16 protein-coding genes are annotated in these 20,963 nt (G+C 41.1%); 12 read left to right on the top strand and 4 right to left on the bottom strand.

Translation table 11 applies throughout. The annotated features are described in order from the left end of the window. Window positions 1-3: 3 nt before the first annotated feature. From P8596_RS23555 to P8596_RS23535, 5 genes are all read left to right on the top strand, one after another. Entirely contained in the window at window positions 4-1,446 is a 1,443-nt protein-coding gene (locus tag P8596_RS23555) for a ribonuclease YeeF family protein (protein ID WP_279725427.1), read from the top strand. A 767-nt stretch (window positions 1,447-2,213) separates the two neighbouring features. Further along, window positions 2,214-2,645: a hypothetical protein gene (locus tag P8596_RS23550; protein WP_279725425.1), complete on the top strand. Its 432-nt coding sequence runs from the start codon at window positions 2,214-2,216 to the stop codon at window positions 2,643-2,645. Then, window positions 2,623-3,072, top strand: coding sequence for a hypothetical protein (locus P8596_RS23545; protein ID WP_279725423.1), 450 nt, complete (start codon window positions 2,623-2,625; stop codon window positions 3,070-3,072). The genes P8596_RS23550 and P8596_RS23545 overlap by 23 nt, the downstream gene beginning before the upstream one ends. 101 nt (window positions 3,073-3,173) lie before the next feature. Continuing rightward, window positions 3,174-3,968 (top strand): hypothetical protein, encoded by a 795-nt coding sequence (locus P8596_RS23540; RefSeq protein ID WP_279725422.1) that lies wholly within the window; start codon window positions 3,174-3,176, stop codon window positions 3,966-3,968. 14 nt (window positions 3,969-3,982) lie between these two features. Continuing rightward, the gene (locus tag P8596_RS23535; protein WP_279725420.1) at window positions 3,983-4,405 is read left to right on the top strand and encodes a hypothetical protein; all 423 of its coding nucleotides are present in this window, start codon (window positions 3,983-3,985) and stop codon (window positions 4,403-4,405) included. 835 nt (window positions 4,406-5,240) lie between these two features. Here P8596_RS23535 and P8596_RS23530 read toward each other — a convergent pair. From P8596_RS23530 to P8596_RS23515, 4 genes are all read right to left on the bottom strand, one after another. Then, window positions 5,241-7,187, bottom strand: coding sequence for an ABC transporter permease (locus tag P8596_RS23530; RefSeq protein WP_279725418.1), 1,947 nt, complete (start codon window positions 7,185-7,187; stop codon window positions 5,241-5,243). Continuing rightward, window positions 7,177-7,938, bottom strand: a complete 762-nt coding sequence (locus P8596_RS23525) for an ABC transporter ATP-binding protein (protein WP_279727055.1) — start codon at window positions 7,936-7,938, stop codon at window positions 7,177-7,179. The genes P8596_RS23530 and P8596_RS23525 overlap by 11 nt, the downstream gene beginning before the upstream one ends. 100 nt (window positions 7,939-8,038) lie before the next feature. Continuing rightward, window positions 8,039-9,043, bottom strand: coding sequence for a sensor histidine kinase (locus tag P8596_RS23520; RefSeq protein ID WP_279725417.1), 1,005 nt, complete (start codon window positions 9,041-9,043; stop codon window positions 8,039-8,041). Then, complete coding sequence (locus P8596_RS23515) at window positions 9,040-9,726, bottom strand: response regulator transcription factor (protein WP_481900315.1); 687 nt, start codon at window positions 9,724-9,726, stop codon at window positions 9,040-9,042. The genes P8596_RS23520 and P8596_RS23515 overlap by 4 nt, the downstream gene beginning before the upstream one ends. 176 nt (window positions 9,727-9,902) lie before the next feature. Here P8596_RS23515 and P8596_RS23510 point away from each other — a divergent pair, with 176 nt between their 5' ends. From P8596_RS23510 to essA, 7 genes are all read left to right on the top strand, one after another. Continuing rightward, the gene (locus tag P8596_RS23510) at window positions 9,903-10,523 is read left to right on the top strand and encodes a putative periplasmic lipoprotein (RefSeq protein ID WP_279725414.1); all 621 of its coding nucleotides are present in this window, start codon (window positions 9,903-9,905) and stop codon (window positions 10,521-10,523) included. 491 nt (window positions 10,524-11,014) lie between these two features. Further along, window positions 11,015-11,308, top strand: a complete 294-nt coding sequence (locus P8596_RS23505; protein WP_034764875.1) for a WXG100 family type VII secretion target — start codon at window positions 11,015-11,017, stop codon at window positions 11,306-11,308. A gap of 80 nt (window positions 11,309-11,388) precedes the next feature. Further along, complete coding sequence (gene yukD, locus P8596_RS23500; RefSeq protein ID WP_079532350.1) at window positions 11,389-11,628, top strand: ESX secretion system protein YukD; 240 nt, start codon at window positions 11,389-11,391, stop codon at window positions 11,626-11,628. A 14-nt stretch (window positions 11,629-11,642) separates the two neighbouring features. Then, a complete protein-coding gene (gene essB / locus P8596_RS23495; RefSeq protein WP_279725413.1) occupies window positions 11,643-12,938 on the top strand; it encodes a type VII secretion protein EssB in 1,296 nt (431 codons plus the stop codon). Window positions 12,939-12,953: 15 nt separating this feature from the next. Then, window positions 12,954-17,411 carry a type VII secretion protein EssC gene (gene essC, locus P8596_RS23490; RefSeq protein ID WP_279725411.1) on the top strand — a complete coding sequence of 1,486 codons (4,458 nt, stop codon included), beginning with the start codon at window positions 12,954-12,956 and terminating at the stop codon, window positions 17,409-17,411. After that, window positions 17,408-20,404 carry a type VII secretion protein EsaA gene (gene esaA / locus P8596_RS23485; protein ID WP_279725409.1) on the top strand — a complete coding sequence of 999 codons (2,997 nt, stop codon included), beginning with the start codon at window positions 17,408-17,410 and terminating at the stop codon, window positions 20,402-20,404. The genes essC and esaA overlap by 4 nt, the downstream gene beginning before the upstream one ends. Next, a complete protein-coding gene (gene essA, locus P8596_RS23480; RefSeq protein ID WP_279725407.1) occupies window positions 20,394-20,876 on the top strand; it encodes a type VII secretion protein EssA in 483 nt (160 codons plus the stop codon). The genes esaA and essA overlap by 11 nt, the downstream gene beginning before the upstream one ends. The last annotated feature ends 87 nt before the right edge of the window (window positions 20,877-20,963 follow it).

Here is a 20,963-nt window from a genome sequence, read left to right as displayed (position 1 = left end):
GGGATGAAAACACTGGATGTCATGTCTCTTGAGTCAGGATTAGAACAAGTACTTCAAAAGTTAAACAAGCAAAAAGAACAGATGATCGAAATTGAATCAGCCATAAATTCCTTTATTTCTCAAGATGCCTCTTTTAAAGGAAAAGGAGGTCAATCGATACGGTCTTTTTATCAGGATTCACACCAATCCTTTCTGGAATTCTATCAGCAAATGGTGACAACATATGAATCTACCCTGAAAGCCATTAAAAATGAATTACAGGGGTTGGAGCCGGCCCAGAATGGATATATTCAGGAAAATTTTTTGCAGAATGACTTGGAAAATGGATTAAATAGGGGAAGAGATGTCGTGATGGACTTAACAAGTGAGTCCAATGAAACGATTCAAAGTGTTCAGGATATCGTCTCCTTACCAAGATTACAAGACGGTTCCTTCCTTCAGCAGGTTCACGTTGCGAGGCAGCAAAAAGATCAAACCGTCGAAAAACTTCACCAGTTTGATCAAAGTCAATCCGCCAACCTGGATCCCATTCAACAGGACGTCCATACCATGAACCAATACATTCATCAGATACAGGGTCTCTTCTCCAACGGGAAAATCTCGATCGATACCTATCAGCCCAACAGTTGCTACAACCCTCAATATGAGTCCGAGAGCCGGTCGACAAACCCTTATTTCGAGCTGACCAACAATCCACGATTTGTCGAGAATGGGGTGGAAGCGGCTGATACTGTGAATGGATTGCAACCGGAATGGGATCCTACGCCGACGTTGGGGATCAGTTTTGATCAGTGGCGAGATCAGCCGATTAATGCTGCGACGAATTTTGGGATTACAGCAGCTGCCGGATATGGGGCTGCGAAAGGTGTCAATCTTTCCAGGAAAGGTTTTGGTGTAACCAAAACCACATATACTACAGCCCAGGGTAAAGATAGGGTGAGAGTCAAGGTGGATAAACCCGATTTATACAATGTGAAAAAAAGGACGTATTCAGGTAAGAATGCTACAAACTATACAAAACTATATAAATTAGTTGATCCAATGACTAGTGTAAAAGAGGCATTTAAATGGTCTGGAAATAAGATTGGTTATATTGGTGTTGGAACGACTGTCGTGGGTGATATCGTACACGGTGTTCAGCATGATCAGTCTGGAAGTGAAATTGCCGGTAATGTGACTGGGGATGTTGTAGTGGCAGGAGCATCCATTTGGGGGGCAGCCTATGCAGGAGCACAGGCAGGTGCCTATGCAGGAACATTGGGTGGGCCCGTTGGAGTAGCGGTAGGTGCTGTTGCAGGAGCAGTAGGAGGAATAGTAGTAACCACCGTTTTAAGTGATTTAAAGTTAATGGATGTCGATGGAGACGGTGAAAGTGACTCAATTGGAGATGCCATTAAAAAAGGGACTACTGGGCTAATTAATAAAGTCGGGTCATGGTTTAGTTAAAAAAGACTCAATGAAAAAATTTAAGAGGTGGCAGATTTGAACAAACATCGAGATGTAGACCCAATAGCGTTATCTTACTTAAACTTACAAAGGCCATTGGAGAACAGACGAAATATCATTGCGTTTTTCATTTTTTATTTAGATATTATAGGGTTGCTTCCTATATTGGGTGAACCCTTCTCATATGCTTTTTTCTGGCCGGCAATTGTTCCAGTAGGCATATTACATATTTGGGCGATTCTATACATTGTGGATCCCTATAAACATGAGAAATCCTATCATCTGTTTATTGGTGTATATGGAGTGGTGAATACCTATATCTATTTTTTGGTTATACAAAAATTCCTATATGTGAATATTGGTGTTGTCAGTAAGGTCCCCTTTATATCGGGGCTGGTCCTGTTGCTTGCTTTGTTAATATTGTTTCAAATATTTAATCACAGAATGCTTTATTCCGGTTCTTATGCGAAATTACAAAAGAGTGGGAGCAAGTTGAACATTTCACCATTCCTAACCGCTTCAAGCATTGGATATGTAGTAGCCCAAGTTCTAATTACTTTTTTCATGACGGAGTCTGTGTTTACCATAATCATCATTACAGGAGTATCCATATTGTCTATATTGACTGCTTTCTTTTCAACATCCTTGCACCGATACTACTTTATCCGTAAAAATGAACATCTAGTAAAAAAAGTATATCCTCAATTTGGGCTGCCAAGAAATAAGAGAAAAAGTGGTTAATCAGTTAAATTTGGAGGGTCAAAAATATGCTCATTAATAAAAACAAAACAAAAGGAAACCGTTATTGCATCGCTATTTTCCCAGAAAAAGAAATGAGCGAAGAAGAATATGATGATCAATCAAACAAAATATTGGATGCAGTAGAAGATAATGTAGTGGTTGTAACAGAAATTGAACCTCAAAAAGAGATGATAGAGGAGTTACAGAATAAATTCCCCGAAGCGAAAATAGAGGTACCAAGTTATGCCGTCTATAAGTTTGATTCTGAAAAATTAGATGAAGAAACAAAAAAGATGGAGAAAAGGCACAAGTGGAAAAAATTCTTTAACAACATCCATCCTGATGAGTACCTTGTCATTGAACATAAAGTCATGTATGACATCGAACAAAGTGTGTTTTATACGAAGGATATAAACAAGGTTATATCTTATATTCATGAAAATAATAAAACAGGCTGAGAAGAACACAATTGAAAAAGAATATGGATGTATCAACCTTTTATCTTCAGAACCTGCAGTATTTTGGGCAGGTCTTTTTCCAATAATATGTATCCATCTTTGGGCTCTTTTTTATATAATAGCCCCTTATAAATTCGAAATGTCTTATTACTTGTATCTTGGTGTCTTTGGTATCGTTAATACGTTTGTGTATTACCTGGTTATACAAAAATTTATATATATACATATTGGCGTTGAAGGTAACGTTTACTATGTTATAGGGTTGTTATTGATGATTTTACTGTTGATTTCGGTTCAAATTATGAATATAAAAATGTTGTATGCAGGTACTTATACTAAACTTCAAAATGGAGAATCAAAATTTAATGTATCTTTAATAGTAGCCTCTTCAAGTTTTGGCTTTTATCCATCGCTATATTTTCATTAGAAACAATTACGAAAAAGTGATAGACAGTTATCCTGATTTCGGAAAACCGAAGATATCGAGGGAATTTGATTAATGCATAAGTGAACAAAGGGGGGTTACAATTGGCTAGTTGGGAAATGACCAGCAAAGATTTGTACTTACTGGTAAAGATGTTAGGCAGTAAAGTACTGATAGGAATAACAAACCCATTCCCTTTTTACCAAGAAGATGAACTGGAAGAAGAATGGGGAATTATGTTTAAAAAGCTCAATACGATGCGCCTAGTGGATTATATTAAAGGAGAATTAAAGTTTGAAGATGAATTTATTCAAGCCATGTGGGTTTTGGCAAGAAGCAACTTGGTTGCAGAAATTGTAACCGATCACAATGAACAAAGTATTTTTTATTTTAGTGATGACCGGGTCATCGAGTGTCTGAAAGAAAATGAAATGAGCTATAAGGTTATTCAGCATCCTGCGCCCGACTACACAATGAAGCAAATCATCTTACCCCGGATGTTGATGGGGATTGAGGATCGATTTGTTCGATTGAATGATCCACTCTACTTAATCCCGAGTGATTATGATAATTATTGTGTACATCGGTCCATTCACAATGTAAACCAAATAGCGATAAATAATGATATTGATTCTGATAGTTTGCTTGTCAAACAGTTTAGTAGATCAATACAAAGAAAGATTTATACGAATAGATTAATGGTTTTCTATAGAAGTGAACTTAAATGGAATATAGAAGGAGTTCATGTCCTATCATCTCCTTCTTATAATTGGACTTTAAGAATGGTTAACGAAGATGGTATTGAATGGTTGAATGCCCGTCAGGCAACAGGAGAACTATTAGTGCAAGAAATAGCAGGAGTTTTTGAAAGAGTTAAAGGGAAACTAGCAGTGAATTAGAAGGGTGGAACGCCATGCTTTTTAAAACGAAGGATAAAAAGGATATCTTTTGTATAGCTGTTTTCTCAGAAAAAGAATTAACGTTTGAGGAGTTAGACGAGTTTAGCGACAGGTTTGAAGAGGCTGGGAACATTGAGGTGGTTTCTGAGGTAAATCTATCAGAAAATAATAGAAAAATTCTCTCAAAAAGATTCCCAGGAGAAGATATTTCTTCTCCTGGATTTGCAGTACTTAAGTTGGATATGGATCGGATAAAAGAAGAAACAAAGAAAATGGAGCGAAAATATAAGTGGAAAAAGATTTTTAATTCAATCCCTAATGATGAATATCTTATTGTTGAAACTAAAACCATGTTTGATTTTCAATATGCCCTTCTTTTTACTAAGGACGCTCAGGAAGTAGTTACCTTTCTGGAACCTCAAAAACAAAATAATTGAATGGTATTGCCAAGAGGGGTGTTTAGTTGAAGAAAGAAAGGTTAGATGACATTACTCTGTCTTATTTAGGGTTTCAATCACCCCGTGAAAACAGGAGTAATATACTCGTGTTCTTTTTGATTTTTCTTGATACCATTGGTGTGCTTTTTCTGTTTGGAGAGCCGAGAATTCCTTTCCTTTTTTGGGCAGGTTTCATTCCGGTAATCCTCATTCACCTATGGGCTGCGCTATATGTGATTGCCCCTTATACATTTGAAAGATCCTATTATCTATTTTTCGGAGTGTATGGGGTTATCAATACCTTCGTGTACTTTTTGGTGATACAAAAATTGATATATTCTTATTTTCACATAATCGGAGTAGTCACTTTAATTTTAGGCTCTATTTTATTTGTATTCCTCCTTTTCATCATGAATTGGATGAACATCCGCTTATTGTATTCCGGAACGTACTCACGTCTTCAAAAAGGGGAAATGACTGTCAACCTTACTCCGATTGCTTCGGCCACAAGCTTTGGCTACGTAATGGCACAGGTAGTCTTATCCTCCTTTTTTGTAGAATCAGTAAAGATCCTTATGATAATTGGGGTGTTATCTATACTCTCTGTGGCGACGGTCTATTTTTCTACAAGCATCCATAAATATATTTACATTAGAAGAAACCTTGAGAAGGTAAAACAGGTTCATCCCCAATTCGGGTTACCGAAAAAAGAAAGAAATCTGCTTGAGGTCAAACAAAAAAAAGAAAAGGTATGAACAAGAATAAAGGTATTGAACCGATCACCCGTACTACATAAAAGAGCCATCCCAACTTTTAGACGGGATGGCTCTCTCCATTATAACGACGCTTTAATCACCTTTTTATAATACAAAACCGATAATACACCAAAGATCGAATACAACACTGTATATAATACCATCACGATAATCATCGGCGTCCAGACTTCGGCCCCGAATAGGAACCATCCAGATTGAACCGCAAAGTAACTGTGCAGAAGTCCGATGAGGAGAGGGATTCCAAAGCTGAATAGCTGCTTACCTTGAATGCCTCTCAATAAGTCACCTTGGGTGAATCCTAATTTTCGCAGAATCGTATAGTTCGGTTTCTCATCTTCACTCTCGTCCATTTGTTTGAAGTAGAGGATACAGCCCGATGTGATCAGGAAGGTGAGGCCAAGAAACCCGACGATGAACATAGTGAGGCCCATGCTTTGTTTTTGTTCGGCTTTCATGTCGTACTGTGAAGCGTTCCCCCATCTTTCAACTAGATTTAATTCATGAAAGAGGTCGTTTGCTTTCTTTACGTCTTTTTCCTTCTCGATGTTCACACCGATATAAAGGGAGGATGCTCTCTGAATTTCTGGATCCAGATCCTTTTTTAGCTGCTGAAAAACATCATCATCCACAATGACCGCAGGTGAACCGAACCCTGTAAACCACCCAGAGATCGGGTATTCATCCCGCATTCCCAAGTATTTGAGCTTTATGTCCTTCGTCTTTCCTTTCAGCTCTGTCTTGCCGGAATCGTGTAGTGGCATCAGCTTTTGAAGTAAGTCGCTATAGCCTGTAAAGACCGTTTCGTCTTTTTTTACGTCAACACCTTCTACACTTTTTTCACTGATGACAGCAGTAGGCATGGCATCTTGTGATCCGTTCAGTTCACTGAATTCAGAGTCAGCAATGTCTTCCAGGTTAATGAGAGCTCTGATGACTTCAATTTCTTCTTTTTTGAATTCAATACCATCATTCAGAAGGGCTTCTTTAAAATCATTGAAGTCTTGTTTGTTTATTAATGAAAAATCCGCCGGGACATTGTTTTCAGCCGTTTTTTCAGCTGAGTAATACCCGATATAACTCAATGACAGTAGCGCGATAGCCAGAGCCGAAACCGTCGTGATGATCGTCAACAGTAAGGCATTTGATTTCATCCTGAACATGATGGATGAAAGGGACAGGACCTCGTTAATGTTCAAGTAGCCATCTTTCTTCTTTCGGATGACGTTGAAAATAAAGCTGACAGACCCTTTGTAAAAAAGATAGGTACCCAGAATCACCGAGCCGAGAATAAATAGCATGGCTCCATAAAGTTCTGGCATGGTCGTGAAGTCCCCGCCAAACAATTTAGAAGATACATAATACCCGGAGGAAATCAGGATCATGCCAAAGATTCCGATTACAATTTCAAACTTGGACATCTTTTTCACTTTCGTTTCCGTTGAAGATCGGACTCTGAAGAGTGATAAGATGCTTTGTCTTTTGATGAAGACAACGTTCATCAGCATGATCAATAGATAAATCGCGCAGAACACGATAATGGTCTGAATGAGTGCCTTGGTCGAGAAATGCAGTGTGGCAATCGCATCGACGCCGGTTATATTGAATAAAATCATGATAATCAACTTGGAGAAGGAAAACCCGATCAAGATACCAAGTATCAAAGCTCCAAAATATAGGATGAAATTTTCTACACTTAAAATGCGAAAGATCTTATTCTTCGTCATTCCGATTAGCTGAAATAACCCAATTTCTTTACTTCTTCTCTTAATGAAGAGGGTATTGGCGTATAAAAGAAATATCGAGACAATGGCGACTAACAAGACAGAAGCAGCCTTTACCGCTGCCCCGCCTTTAATGGTTCCCTTCGTTGCATCCATGGATGGATCGTACTGCAGGGTCACGAATGCGAAATATAGGGCGACACTAAATACCAGGGCGAATACGTAGAGGTAATAATTCTTCAGGTTCTTTTTCAGATTTCTGAATATAAGGGTATTAATGTTCATTCTGCACCCCGCCAAGCACTCCCTGGGTTTTCATAATGTCACTGAAGAAATGCTGTCTTTCTTGTTCACCTTTATTTAATTGCGTATAAATTTGCCCGTCCTTGATGAAAACGACCCGACTGCAGTAGCTTGCCGCAACGGGATCATGTGTGACCATGACGATTGTCGCCTTCAGCTTTTGATTGAGTTCGCTCAGCTTTTTCAAAAGATCTGATGCTGATTTCGAGTCCAGGGCACCCGTCGGTTCATCTGCGAAAATGATGCTTGGTTCATGGATGAAGGCCCGGGCGGCTGATGTCCGCTGTTTCTGCCCGCCTGAGATTTCGTTCGGATATTTATCTTTCAGTTCAAGGATTCCAAGCTCCGATGCAAGGTCATTGAACTTCTGGTCTGCTTCTTTCTTAGGGGTCTTGGTAATGGATAATGGGAGAAGGATATTTTCTTTCACCGTCAACGTGTCGAGCAGGTTGTAATCCTGAAAGATAAAGCCGAGGTGATTCTTTCGAAACTGTGCGAGCTGCTTTTCTTTCATCATCGTCATTTCATTGCTTTCAATCTTAATCGAGCCCTCACTCACTTTGTCGATGGAGGATAGGACATTTAGGAGAGTCGTCTTCCCGGAACCCGAAGCCCCCATGATACTGACAAATTCACCCTTTTGGATCGACAGGTCGATTCCCTTTAACACTTCCTGTTTATTGAATTTATTTCCGTAACTTTTATGAAGTTTGCTTGCTTCCAGTATGGTCATCATATAAAACTCCTTTGATTTGATACCTTTATTATAAAAAGCAGGAAATTTGTTTTCCTTTTATTGTTCGAACAAAACAGAAAAGCATGTGACATTTTTGTCACACGCCGGTAAGTTGAACGAAATCATTTTTCTCAGGAAAGGTGAGGGTGACCCGGGTCCCTTCTCCCCGTTTGGATTCAATGTCTATGTTAATCAGCAGAGGCTCTGAAACTCTTTTGGTTAAATATAAGCCCATTCCCGTAGAAGCATGATCATTGTGGTCGGTGGTTGAGGTGAATCCTTTTTCAAAGATCCTAGGCAGGTCCCTGGAGTCGATTCCCCTGCCGAAATCCTGAATGGTGAGAGTCACTTTTCCATCTCTTTTTTCGCTTACTATGGCAATATCCGTTTTATAGCTATATTTAACTGCGTTGGTTAAAAGCTGCCTGATCATAAAAGAGAGCCACTTTGCATCGCTCAGCACATTTGTGACCTCAAGTTGAATATCAAATCCGATCCCCTTCTGAATACACCATGATTGCAAGGTCTTTATTTCCTGAAAAATAACAGATTCGAGATCGGTGTCCTCAATGTATAGATCATTCTCCATGAAAGACATGCGCTTCTGGTGCAACTGCTGATCCAACAAAAGGTGGATGCGCAGCCACTCATATTTTAAATGAGACTTCAAAGGGTCGTCTTCCAAACGTTCAATCATCAAATGCATCGCCGTCAGCGGTGTTTTCACTTCATGGATCCAGGACAGAAGGTCGTCCTTTTCCTGTTCAATCATCATTCGATTCTCATATGCTGTCTTTCTCAGAAGGTTCGCCTGCTCCGATAGACTATCCGAAACGATTTCCTGGAATGGAGTATCCGGGGAATCCACCCCTGTCATGTTGAGATTATGATCCCATTCTTTCAGCCGTTTGAAGAATCGGGTTTCCTTCTGATAGCGGATGAACACAAAAACGGCGAAAAAGAGCAGCGACAGAAACACCATATACATGATCGGTTGTAACGGGATGGCCGTATCGATAGAGGCGATAAAGATCCATAACAGATGAAGTCCAAGCACGAACGATATCCAGCTTTTCCGTTCCCATAAGTATGTACGAATCATGGCGAATCCTCTTCAATGGCCAGATACCCCTGCCCGACCTTCGTTTCAATGAAGCGGCCAAGTCCTATCTCTTCAAGGCGCTTCCTGAGACGATTCACATTGACGGTCAAAGTGTTATCGCTGATGAATCGCTTGTCGTCCCAAAGCTTGTTCATTAGCGTATCTCTGCTGACAATCTTATTCTTCTGTTCGATTAGAAGTTTTAATATGTACATTTCATTCTTTGTCAACTCGATCGAACCGATTTCATTGGATATCATATTCCGTTCAAAGTCAACGGTCGCCCCGCACCAGGTCTTGATACTCACCTGTTCGGTGTTATAGTTATACACCCTTCTGAGAGTGGCCTGGACCTTTGCGATGAGGACATCGAAATGAAAAGGTTTCTGGATGAAATCATCTGCACCGAGCTGCATGGACATGACCATGTCCATCGGGTGATCTCGCGAAGACAGGAATAGGATCGGCACATTGGAATGTGTGCGGATCATCCGGCACCAGTGGAAGCCGTCGAATTTAGGCAATTGAATATCAATGATTACAAGGTCCGGCTTTACCTCTGTGAACTCCTGCATGACATGATTGAAATCGTTGATTCCATATACTTCATAGGACCACTGGGAAAGCCGTTCCTTGATTTCATTGAATAGGGTTGTATCATCTTCGATTAATAATAATTTCAACTCTTTCACCACTCAATCTTGCTGTTTACATAAATTGTATAGGAAATTGCATGCGTTTTCCATATGCCTGAAGATAGGAACTGTTTTATTTAGAAATATTTAGATTATTTTTACATAAGATGGGTATTTAACTTCTAAAAGCAATTGACCAAATTGCATAAGAAAGGAACTAAATCATGAAGAAACTTCTCGGGTTAGCATTGATAACAGCCGTTCTGTTAAGTGGATGTGGTGAAGTGCAGATTTCGATTAATAAGGATCAGGAAGTGGAGGCCGAGACTGGCAGCGCTAAGAAGGAAAAAGTGGATCTGATCAGTGATGAATCGAAAAGTGAAAAAATGAAGGAAGCGGATAAGCAAAAGGCAATCCTTCAATTCATCAACGAGGAGATCTATAAGGTGGCAGAGTATGAAGTCGTCGCCTTTCAGTCACTGGCTTCCGTATCAGGAGTCAACTATACGGATGATCAAACCGTCTACAAGGAGTTGACCACCATCACCATACCAGCCTACGAGAAAGCCCTGAATGAAGCCCAGGGCATTGAGGCGGGGATCCCTGAGCTTGAAGAAATGGCGAACCGGGTCGTGACGGCAACCCAGACCTTTTATGATGCCCTTATTCTTGAGAAGAAAGCGATTGAAGACCAGGATGAAGGCTTGATCAATGAATCCAATGCCAAGATGGAGGAGTATTACAAACTGGTGGATGCGTATCATTCGGACATGAAACTCCTTGCGGAAGAGTATAATGTGACGTACGACCTGAATGAACCGAAACAGAATGTAGAAGAATTATGAAGAAATAATTAAAACCTTACTCCAGAATGATAGGAGTAAGGTTTTTTTGGTGCTAAGTGAATTTTTCAAAAAATTACTATATAAGAAGATTTTACAAAAATGCGGTTTATAAAAGTAAAAATAAGGATATATAGTAAGTACTTGTAACTAATTAATAGAATTATCCAATCTTTATTCTTCTGATTCGTGAGTACTCGGGAGACTATAGTAGTCATTTTCATACTATTTACCTAATAAACGATAGTGGGTTTTATATCAAATGACCTGAAAATGAATATTCCTGTAGTTATAAAGTTTCCTTTTCCCTGTAAAAATTGTGTTTATATGTATGTTTATAATAGTATGATATTGGAAGTGTGGAAACAATTGTAATTATAAGGATATTAAGCGAAAACGGGTTACATAGTTTAGTTGATTTCATGTTTCTTATTTGGGTATTCTGATTTGAAATAGATGATTACCACCAATATTAATTAAGGGAGAGGAATTACATGTCAGGAATTATTCGTGTTACCCCAGCAGAATTGATTAGTATGTCAAACCGATACACAAGCGAAAGCAGCCAAGTAGGTGAACAGATTTCACGCCTTGACAATATGATTTCTGAGTTGGAAGGTATGTGGGAAGGTGAATCAAGCCGTGCGTTTGGTGAGCAATATCAAACACTTCGTCCTTCATTCCTGCAAATGCAACAACTTCTTGAAGACATCTCTATGCAGTTGACAAGCACAGCCAAGTCTCTTGAAGATGCAGATGCTCAAATCGCTAATCAAATTCGCGGATAAGTTTATCCCAAACCATTTTAAACATGAAGGAGCGCTTATCATTATGTGGGGCGCTCCTTCCTTATGAGGTGAACCCGGACATGTATATAGAAATCACCATTGATCTTAATCGTTATGATGAGAATTCTTTCGATCTCAGACTATCAAATTATCATACTGTGAAAAAACTGATTGATCTTGTATGGCAGTCCCAAAAACTTACGGCTGAAACCAGGGATGGCTATTGGATCCGGATTGCCAACAAGCATAAAGTGGTTCCCGGCAATATACGGCTGGTTGATGCAGGGATTCATACGGGAGATCGAATTGAAATTTTATAAAGGAGACCAATAGAATGGCACAAAAAAGTGGATCTTACTTACAAGAAAAGCTGGAAGCCGTAATACATAGGAAAGAAAATCGTATCACGCTTATTTTTCAAAAAGAAAAGATTAAATTGGATGACGTAACGGAGATCGGCTTCCTGAAGGAGTTATCCCCTTTCATTCAAAGAGAAATCACCATGGAAAATGATGAATTGTCCATCATGAATACCGTACCGGAGTCCTTCTCGTTTCATCCTCAATTAAAGGAAAATGAGAAAGAACGTTTGATGACTGCTTATCAGCTGGTGCAGAAAATTCAAAGACATACGCTGTCACGCCTACACCTCATAATTTGTCCCGAAAACATTGTATATGACCAGGGAATGACACCTCATTTCATTCACTACGGTGTGAAAGAGAGTCTTCCCCCATACGAAAGAGACCAGGAGCTCCTGCTTAAAGAAACGAAAGCCACGGTAGCAGCCATTGTAGATTCACAGCATCGTTTCGAGGACTACTTAAAATTCAATGGAACATTGAAGTTATCCTCCCTTACAAAGGCTATTCTGGAAGCGGGGAGCTTGCAGGAATTAAGTGAAGTGTTGAACCATTCCATCACAGAGGCCAAAAAATCGGAACGTTTGTATGTAAAGGTCAGCAAGAAGAAATGGAAGGTCAATAGGTATGTTCTCCTTGGGGTCTCTATCTGCTTAGTCCCTGCCATCCTTTACTCCATTTATTCTCTTTTCTTTATGAATCCAAAGCAGGACAGGGTTGTGGCGGCACAGGAGAGTTTCCTGCTTGAAAAATATAGTGACGTTGTGACGGAGCTCCAACCATATGAAATCGATGAAATACCCAAGGTCACTCAATACCAGCTTGCCCTTTCCTATATCATTAATGAATCCTTGACCGAGGATCAAAAGGAAAATGTGCGCAACACGGTCTCCCTTCAATCAGATCCTCTTTATTATGAGTATTGGATCAATATCGGGAGAGGAAAGGCAAAAGAAGCCTTGGAAACCGCCCGTTTCTTAGAGGACCGCGACTTGATCCTATTTGGACTTTTAAAATACAGGGAACAAGTGAAGGCGGACGGAGACCTTGATAGTGAAGAAAGACAACAGGAATTAAACGAAATTGAAAGTGAAATTGCTGAATATGAAGAAGAAATGAAGGCTCTGGAAGAGGAACAATCATCACAGGCGACAGAGTCGATAGAGCAGCCGCAGCAGACGGAAGAAAAAGCAGATCCGGCTAAGGACGGAGCGGAATCTCCACCTGCAGATTCAAAACCAAAAGATGATAAGAAAAAAACAAACTAACAGGGGGGTGAGCACATGTATGCCCTATGGGTTTTTCACGACCATTATTATCAAACGATCCTTTTGAAGGATGAAACCAAAAATATCACTCTGGGTCCCAAAATTGAAGATACGATCACGATCCTGTCCTTGCCTTCAGCTATAGAAATAGAGTATTCAGGATCAACCTTCCGTATTCATCGCGAAGGGGAGGAAGGAAGCATCCTTGAACCAGGCAGTGATCAGCGCCTGCAGATCGGGGATAAGGAGCTGCATATCATCATCACTTCATTCCATCCAAATGCGGAAATCTATTATATAGGACATAAAGAAGAAATCAGTATGTCGACTGTGGAACCTGAAGCAACGATCTATCATCCATATGGGAACAGGGAAGCAAGCTGCTTCTGGTACAAAGATTCCGATGGTGGATGGATAGTGGAAACAGGTGATTCTTCTTCTCTATATTTAAATGGTCATTTGGTTACAGGAAAACAGAAGCTCCAAACAGGTGACATTCTATTTACTGCTTTCTTATCCGTTACCCTATTAGAGGATGATTTAATCGAGATACATAGTATCGAAGACTATCAGACTTCGTTAGTGGAAACTGTGAGACCGATGTCCGAGATGCAAAAGAAATATCCCAATTACCGCCGTACCCCGAGGATGGTTTACGATTTGCCGGATGAAAAGGTTCAATTGTCCTTTCCGAGTCAAGAATCAAGTGATACAAACCGGAGTCTGTGGTTAATCATCCTCCCTCCACTCATGATGCTGATCGTCATGGGAATTGTAGCCATTGTGATCCCTAGGGGGATATTCATTATTATCTCGATGGTCATGTTCACCACCACCCTTGTCACATCGACCGTCCAGTTCTTCAAAGATAAAAGCAGCAAGAAGAAATCTCAGGAGCGCAGAAAACGCATCTATACTCAATACTTGGAGAATAAAAGGGAAGAGCTTCAGTCTCTTGCAGAGAGACAGTCCGATGTCCTTCAATTTCATTTTCCTTCATTTGAAAGAATGAAGTACCTGACAGATCAGCTTTCCGACAGGCTTTGGGAGAGGACGATTGAGAGTCCCGACTTCCTGCAGTTCCGGTTGGGCAGGGGGAAACTACCTGCCAGTTACAGTATTTCGGTGAATTCTTCCGATATGTCCAATCGTGAAATGGATGAGCTATTGGAGGAGTCACAGAAGCTGGAAGAGGCCTATCGGGAAATCGAACAGTTACCGGTAACAGCCGATCTACATAAAGGGGCAATCGGTTTGGTAGGGAAAGAATCCGTCTACAAAAACGAGATTCACCAGCTTATCGGCCAATTGACGTTCTTTCATAGTTACCATGATGTAAGATTCGTCTCGATCTTTCATGAAGAAGAGTATAAGGATTGGGAGTGGATGAAATGGTTACCCCATTTTCAATTACCGCAGTCCTTTGCAAAAGGGTTCATTTATAACGAGAAAACGAGGGATCAAATCCTCTCCTCCATTTATGAAATCCTGCGTGAAAGAGATATTGATGAAGAATCCGAAAAGGTAAGATATGCTCCTCATTTCGTCTTTGTCATCACGAATCATCAGCTTATTTCTGACCATGTGATCCTGGAATACCTGGAAGGGGAGTATGGACACCTGGGGATGTCTGTCATATTCGCGGCAGAGGCGAAAGAAAGCCTTTCAGATAATGTGCACACCCTTGTCCGTTACATTAATGACAACGAAGGGGACATCCTGATACAAGATAAGAAAGCTGTAAAGATCCCTTTCACTATGGATGGGTATGAGCATGAGGGAAATGAGAAATATGCAAGAACCCTCCGAACCCTTAACCATCAGATCGGGATGACCAACTCGATCCCTACAAGCGTGTCTTTCCTCGACATGCTCAGAGTGAGGGATGTGGATCAACTGCCGATTGAAGAAAATTGGCTATCGAGAGAATCAGCTAAGTCGTTGGCTGTACCTGTCGGGTTAAAAGGGAAGGAAGATATCGTCGAGCTTAACTTGCATGAAAAGGCACACGGGCCTCACGGACTACTTGCAGGGACGACCGGATCAGGTAAGAGTGAATTCCTGCAGACGTATATCCTATCGTTAGCGGTTCACTTCCACCCCCATGAAGTAGCGTTCCTGTTAATCGATTATAAGGGCGGAGGAATGGCTCAACCGTTCAAGAACATCCCTCACTTATTAGGGACGATCACCAATATCGAGGGAAGTAAGAACTTCAGTACCAGGGCGCTTGCCTCCATTAAGAGTGAGCTGAAACGTAGACAGCGCTTATTCGACCGCTATGAAGTGAATCATATTAACGACTACACGCGCCTCTACAAACAAGGAAAAACGGAAGAGCCCCTTCCCCATTTGTTCCTCATCTCGGATGAGTTTGCGGAATTAAAGAGTGAAGAGCCTGAGTTTATCAAAGAATTGGTCAGTGCAGCCCGTATCGGCCGTAGCCTGGGGGTTCATCTTATTCTTGCCACCCAGAAGCCGGGCGGTGTCATAGACAATCAAATCTGGAGTAATGCCCGTTTTAGAGTAGCATTGAAAGTCCAGAACACAGAGGACAGCCGTGAAATCCTCAAAAATGGAGATGCAGCTTCCCTTACGGTGACAGGAAGGGGATACCTACAGGTTGGAAACAATGAAGTATATGACTTATTCCAATCAGCCTGGAGCGGTGCCCCTTACCAGGAGGAATCCTTTGAAGCAGAGGATGAAGTGGCGATCGTCACGGACCTCGGTCTCATTCCTTTATCAGAAGTATCGACGAATCCCGGCAGTCAAAAAGAAATGACCAGTGAAATAGACGCCGTAGTCGATCGGATAGAAGGGTTACAGAATCAAATGGACTTGAAGAAGTTATCCAGTCCCTGGCTCCCTCCTTTATCCAATCGGATTTACAGAACAGGATTTGCCCAGACTGAGGAAAATAAAATCCTCCTCTCCATGGTGGACGAGCCGGAGAAACAGAGCCAGACCCCTTATCATTATGAGGTGATTGAGGATGGGAATGTGGGTATCTTCGGTTCATCCGGGTACGGGAAGACACAAACGCTGATTACGTTATTAATGGGTATGGCTACACAGTTTACCCCGGAAGAGATCCATTATTATCTTCTCGACTTCGGGAATGGCGGGTTGCTGCCACTGAAGCAGCTGCCTCATACGGCAGATTACTTCCTGATTGACGAAGAGAGGAAAATAGAGAAGTTCATTGGCATTTTAGACGATGAACTGGCACGAAGAAAACAACTGTTCCAGAAACAAGAGGTCAGTTCTATTAAAATGTATAACACGGTAAGTGAAGATAAACTTCCTCTTTTATTCGTGACCATTGATAATTTTGATCTGGTCAAAGAAGAAATGCAGGAGCTTGAAACAGAGATCAACCAGTTTGCGCGGGATGGCCAATCGCTTGGAGTCTATATGTATTTTACAGCTACACGTGTAAATTCTGTACGTCAGTCGTTGATGAATAATCTCAAAACGAAGATCGTCCACTATTTAATGGACAGTTCAGAAGCGTATACGATGTTAGGGAGATTACCTTTTTCCCCGGAAGCCATTCCAGGAAGAGCGATCGTTAAGAAAGATACGGCTTACTTCTCTCAAGTCTTCCTCCCTACTGAAGGGAAGGATGATTATGAACAGCTGAATCTGTTGAAAGAAGATATTCAGTTATTGAAAGAGAAATATAAAGGCTTGTCTACACCTAAACCGGTGCCGATGCTGCCGACAGAACTGACCATGGTTAACTTCACCCAATATACAGATTCACGGATAAAAACAGGCCTGCTGCCGATCGGGCTGGATGAAGAGACGGTTGAACCAGTATATGTGAACTTCAAGAAAACAAAGCATTGCCTCGTATTAGGACAGGCACAAAAAGGGAAAACGAATGTGTTGAAAGTATTAGCCAACACAGCACTCCTCCAGGATAGTGAACATATAGCGATCTTCGACTCCATAGACAGGGGATTATCGAATTTGATGAGGGAAGACAAGGTTGTATATTTGGAAAATAAAGAGCATATTTCCATGTGGATTAACAGAGTGGAGGAGCTATTCAGTTCAAGAGAAGAGCAATATAACTTATCCATTCAAAAAGGAAGCACTCTCCCATCCTTCTCTCCTGTGATGTTGATCGTGGATGGGTATGCAAGATTCCTGCAAAATCTGGATCCCCTTCTCCAGGACAAAATTGTAAAGTGCATGAAAAATTATAGTCACTTAGGCTTCTGTGTGATCGTTTCCGGAAACAACAGTGAGTTAACGAAAGGCTACGATACATTGACGGTTGAAATGAAGCAAATTCGACAAGCCCTTGTGTTAATGAAGAAATCTGAACAAACTCTATTCACTCTCAGCTATGACCGGAGAGAGCCGGAGATCCAGCCTGGTTTTGGCTATTATATTGAGAATGGAAAAGAAATAAAAATTCAAGTACCACTTATGGTAACGGAAAGGAAAGTACACGCATGACAGAGAAGGTAAGCCTGTTCAAACTTTTATTAGCGGTCATGATGATTCTTGCAACTCCTCTTCTATTCTTCCGTTCAGTAGGTGAAAACCCGCTGAAAGTAAAAGAAAATGCCACTAAAGCCATTGCCATTGTGAATGAAGATGCAGGGACAGAAGTAGATGGGGAGCCCTTGTCCTTTGGTGGGGATGTCACGTCCATATTGGAGGATCAGTCTTCCTTTGAATGGACAGTCGTTGGCAGAAGTGCAGGAGAAAACGGTCTTCAAAGTTCAAAATATGATGCAGTGGTCTATATCCCTTCGGACTTCTCTGACAAAGTCATGACATATGATGAAGAAAGACCGGAAAAGACAAACCTGAATTTTAAAGTACAACCCCAACTGAATGCTGTAAATAAGGAAAAGGTCCAGTTGGAAATCGAAAAGGCCACCAAAAGGGTCAATCATAAAATGTCTTCCCTTTATTGGAACTACGTATCAGCGGATATGGAGAATATCCGTGCAGAATTCGATGAAATTTTACAAAAAGAACAGACATTCCAAGAAACGATGCTTGCATTCTATAAACCTAGTTCAAAGGATCTCGCTGGCCAGATCGAACAGCAGACATCGATGCTATCAACCCTTCAAAACTCGATCCAGCAGGCTGACAGCCGGACACCGGAACAGCAAAATACGCTGGAATCCTTTGAACAAAGTCTCTCAAGCTTTGTAGAATATGTAAATCAGTATAGAGACTATCAGGATAATCAAAAGAAATTATTAGCGGATATTCAGGCACAATCCGTACAGATGATCAACGAATCGACTGAAAATCAGCAGCCGCGCTATTTAAAGTCCAAATCTTTATTCTCAGAGCAAAGTGAGGCTTTAACGGCAGGTTTGACTCAGTTGAATAGCAATATGGATACAAACCAGGAGGTATTTACTGACCTGCAGCAGCGCAGATTTGAAGAAGTAGGTAGACAAGTGGAAGATTTCTATTCCTTTCAGGAAAGAGTGTTGAATTTCTATCAGCAGCTACAGGACACTACTACGCTGAATAACCTGCAGGGAAATATTTTTGAACTAAACAATAAGTTGGCCGAAGGAGATGGGGAGATCTTCAATCCACCTGCCCCTCCTGAGATTCCAGACCCGCCAAAAGACGGAGAGGATCCCGCCCCTCAACAGGTCGTGATTTCCTCACAGGAAGGTGAGCCAGAGCCAGGGGAACCAACTGATCCTCCTCCTGCACCACCGAATTTAGACCCGGAAATAACTGAGCTGACAGCTATTTCTACAGAAATTGACACGCTGAAAGAAACACTGACTAAATTAACCGTACCAACACCCGAAGACATAACGGCAGCTGTGACCAATATTCAAACAATCAATGATCGCATCCTACAGGTCCGGACGAAGCTGCAAGGTAAAAATAATAGTTCTGTGAACCCTCTTCAGGCTGAAGTGGATAGACTGTTGGGAGAAGTATCAAGACTTCTGGAAGATAATCAGACATTGATTGATAAAATCGATGAGCTGACCAAACAGGTTGAAACTCTTACAACCGAAAATGAAGAGCTCAAAGATCAAGTCAAGACATTGACTGAGACAAATGAAGCTCTCATAAACCAATTGGAGATGTTCTCAGATAACATTTCGAATATCGTTGCCGAAATCGAGGATAAGGAGAGTTCTATCCTGAACTCAGCCGCTTTATCAGAAAACAGGAGAAACACCTTATATGGCTATTTTTCCCGTGGGATTAATAACTATAAGCTTATGGATCTTCTACAGTACTACTCTTACCTCGATCGGTATGAAGCGACTCTAAATGGAATGTTAACGGAGAATGGGGTAAAAGCGGCCGTTCTTCAGGATGAAGAGCTCAAAAATGAGGTCAATGAGATATTGAAAGTGAGTCAGGCTGAACAAACCGAGTGGGAACAATTAAGTACAGGGATGCCGACTACTGAAGATGCTCTTATCACACTGCAAGACTCATACACCGTATTTGCGGCAGAATACAATCAAACGATTGATGACCAGCAATCGCAGCTTACAGAGAGCCTGAATGCCATTAATCAGGAATCAACAAATGTATTAAATCGAATCCAGCAGCCGGAACAAGCGGCTCCAACGCCAGTTCAAGGAGCGGCAGGTCCTGATTTAGTAGGAAACCAAAAGCAAATCGGTAGTGAAATCAAGTCGATCCATTCCTTCCTGGATACGGTGAGTGAAAGCCAAAGCACAATCGTTTCCTATACGAACGAGCTTCAATCAAATGTATCCAATGTACAGAGTGACGCGGATACCTTGAATAATAAGTGGGCAACGAATGTAGCTTCCACTCAATTGATCCGTGATGATGTATTCAGCGTACTGGGAAATGCATTCGTTGACGGGCAATCCAATGGATATGTATATGATTTCTTAACCAATCCTTTAAACGTAAAGGGTGATGTTCCAGAAGAGAAGAGTGCGAGCGTCCTTCCACCGGTCGTCATTTTGTTTATCGTCTTGTTATCCAGCTTGCTTATCGGATATACAAGCTATTACTTCCAAAATGCACCTCTTTGGATCCAAGGAGTCATCTTTCTCCTCCTGAATCTGATTGTCGGATTTGTGATCAGCCTGTATGGTCTGGACATTTATCCGTTGGTGGAATCCCGTTCTGTCGAGTGGACGGTCTTTACGATTCTTCTTTTATTGGCTGCGTCAGGACTGGTCAGAGTGGCTTTTGTTGCACATCGTTTAGTGGGCTGGTTTGTTTCTGTAGGGCTCATTACCCTGTTTGTGACACCACTATTAGCCTTGACTACGCCGAATTTCAATTTTAAAGATCCGATGTCTACTGTGTATATGTCGATTCAATACGGCACGGAGTCACTTTTCAATCAAGCGGTCATCGTTTTGGGATTGATTGTGATCGGCCTTGCTGTCTTACAGCTACTGATGAATAAACGATCCAACAAACAAACCGATGAGAGTGCAGAAGCTTATGAGGGGTAAAGTCCTTTTTCTCCTGACATCAATCGTCAGTGTCATGATGATGCTTGGTTCACCTATATTGGCAGGTACAGACATAAACGAATTGATACCGAACGAATATCAGGAAAATAAGTTCAAAAAGAATAGTGACCTCATCCATGATCAGTCGTCAACAAACCAGAAGATAAAAATTCCCGATGAACAGAAGAGCTTGACCTTTGAAGGGCGTCCAAGCAACGGGTTGAACGAGCTGAAAGATAAAATTTTTTACAGTGAAGAGAAGGATACCAATACAATAAAAGCAAAAGCTGTAAATCTGAAACTTTTTAGTCAATCCGAATCTGCCCGATTGGGGGGATTGGAAGAAGATAGTCAATCCTCTTCTTCCCTTTCACTTTTGATTGCTGTATTTGTAGGGATTTGTGTATTGCTTCTAATAGCGGTTATTATCATCTGGAATAGGACGACTCAAAAAAAGCATAGATTGAAATAAAATGAAGAGGGGCCCAGCAAAATTTGGGCACCTCTTCTTTAATTAGTTATCCTTCTCATCCAACAATCTTTCAAAAGGCTCAGAAGC

It is taken from the genome of Rossellomorea sp. DA94, assembly GCF_029834455.1.
In the GTDB taxonomy this organism is placed as follows: domain Bacteria; phylum Bacillota; class Bacilli; order Bacillales; family Bacillaceae_B; genus Rossellomorea; species Rossellomorea vietnamensis.
The sequence above is the reverse complement of the archived record's forward strand: the minus strand, read 5'-3'. Positions and strand labels throughout refer to the sequence as shown.

Coding starts and splice junctions, on each gene's coding strand:
- P8596_RS23555 (WP_279725427.1), top strand. CDS start 4: ATGAAAACACTGGATGTCATGTCTCTTGAGTCAGGATTAGAACAAGTA.
- P8596_RS23550 (WP_279725425.1), top strand. CDS start 2,214: ATGCTCATTAATAAAAACAAAACAAAAGGAAACCGTTATTGCATCGCT.
- P8596_RS23545 (WP_279725423.1), top strand. CDS start 2,623: ATGAAAATAATAAAACAGGCTGAGAAGAACACAATTGAAAAAGAATAT.
- P8596_RS23535 (WP_279725420.1), top strand. CDS start 3,983: ATGCTTTTTAAAACGAAGGATAAAAAGGATATCTTTTGTATAGCTGTT.
- P8596_RS23530 (WP_279725418.1), bottom strand. CDS start 7,187: ATGAACATTAATACCCTTATATTCAGAAATCTGAAAAAGAACCTGAAG.
- P8596_RS23525 (WP_279727055.1), bottom strand. CDS start 7,938: ATGACCATACTGGAAGCAAGCAAACTTCATAAAAGTTACGGAAATAAA.
- P8596_RS23520 (WP_279725417.1), bottom strand. CDS start 9,043: ATGATTCGTACATACTTATGGGAACGGAAAAGCTGGATATCGTTCGTG.
- P8596_RS23510 (WP_279725414.1), top strand. CDS start 9,903: ATGAAGAAACTTCTCGGGTTAGCATTGATAACAGCCGTTCTGTTAAGT.
- P8596_RS23505 (WP_034764875.1), top strand. CDS start 11,015: ATGTCAGGAATTATTCGTGTTACCCCAGCAGAATTGATTAGTATGTCA.
- yukD (WP_079532350.1), top strand. CDS start 11,389: ATGTATATAGAAATCACCATTGATCTTAATCGTTATGATGAGAATTCT.
- essB (WP_279725413.1), top strand. CDS start 11,643: ATGGCACAAAAAAGTGGATCTTACTTACAAGAAAAGCTGGAAGCCGTA.
- essC (WP_279725411.1), top strand. CDS start 12,954: ATGTATGCCCTATGGGTTTTTCACGACCATTATTATCAAACGATCCTT.
- esaA (WP_279725409.1), top strand. CDS start 17,408: ATGACAGAGAAGGTAAGCCTGTTCAAACTTTTATTAGCGGTCATGATG.
- essA (WP_279725407.1), top strand. CDS start 20,394: ATGAGGGGTAAAGTCCTTTTTCTCCTGACATCAATCGTCAGTGTCATG.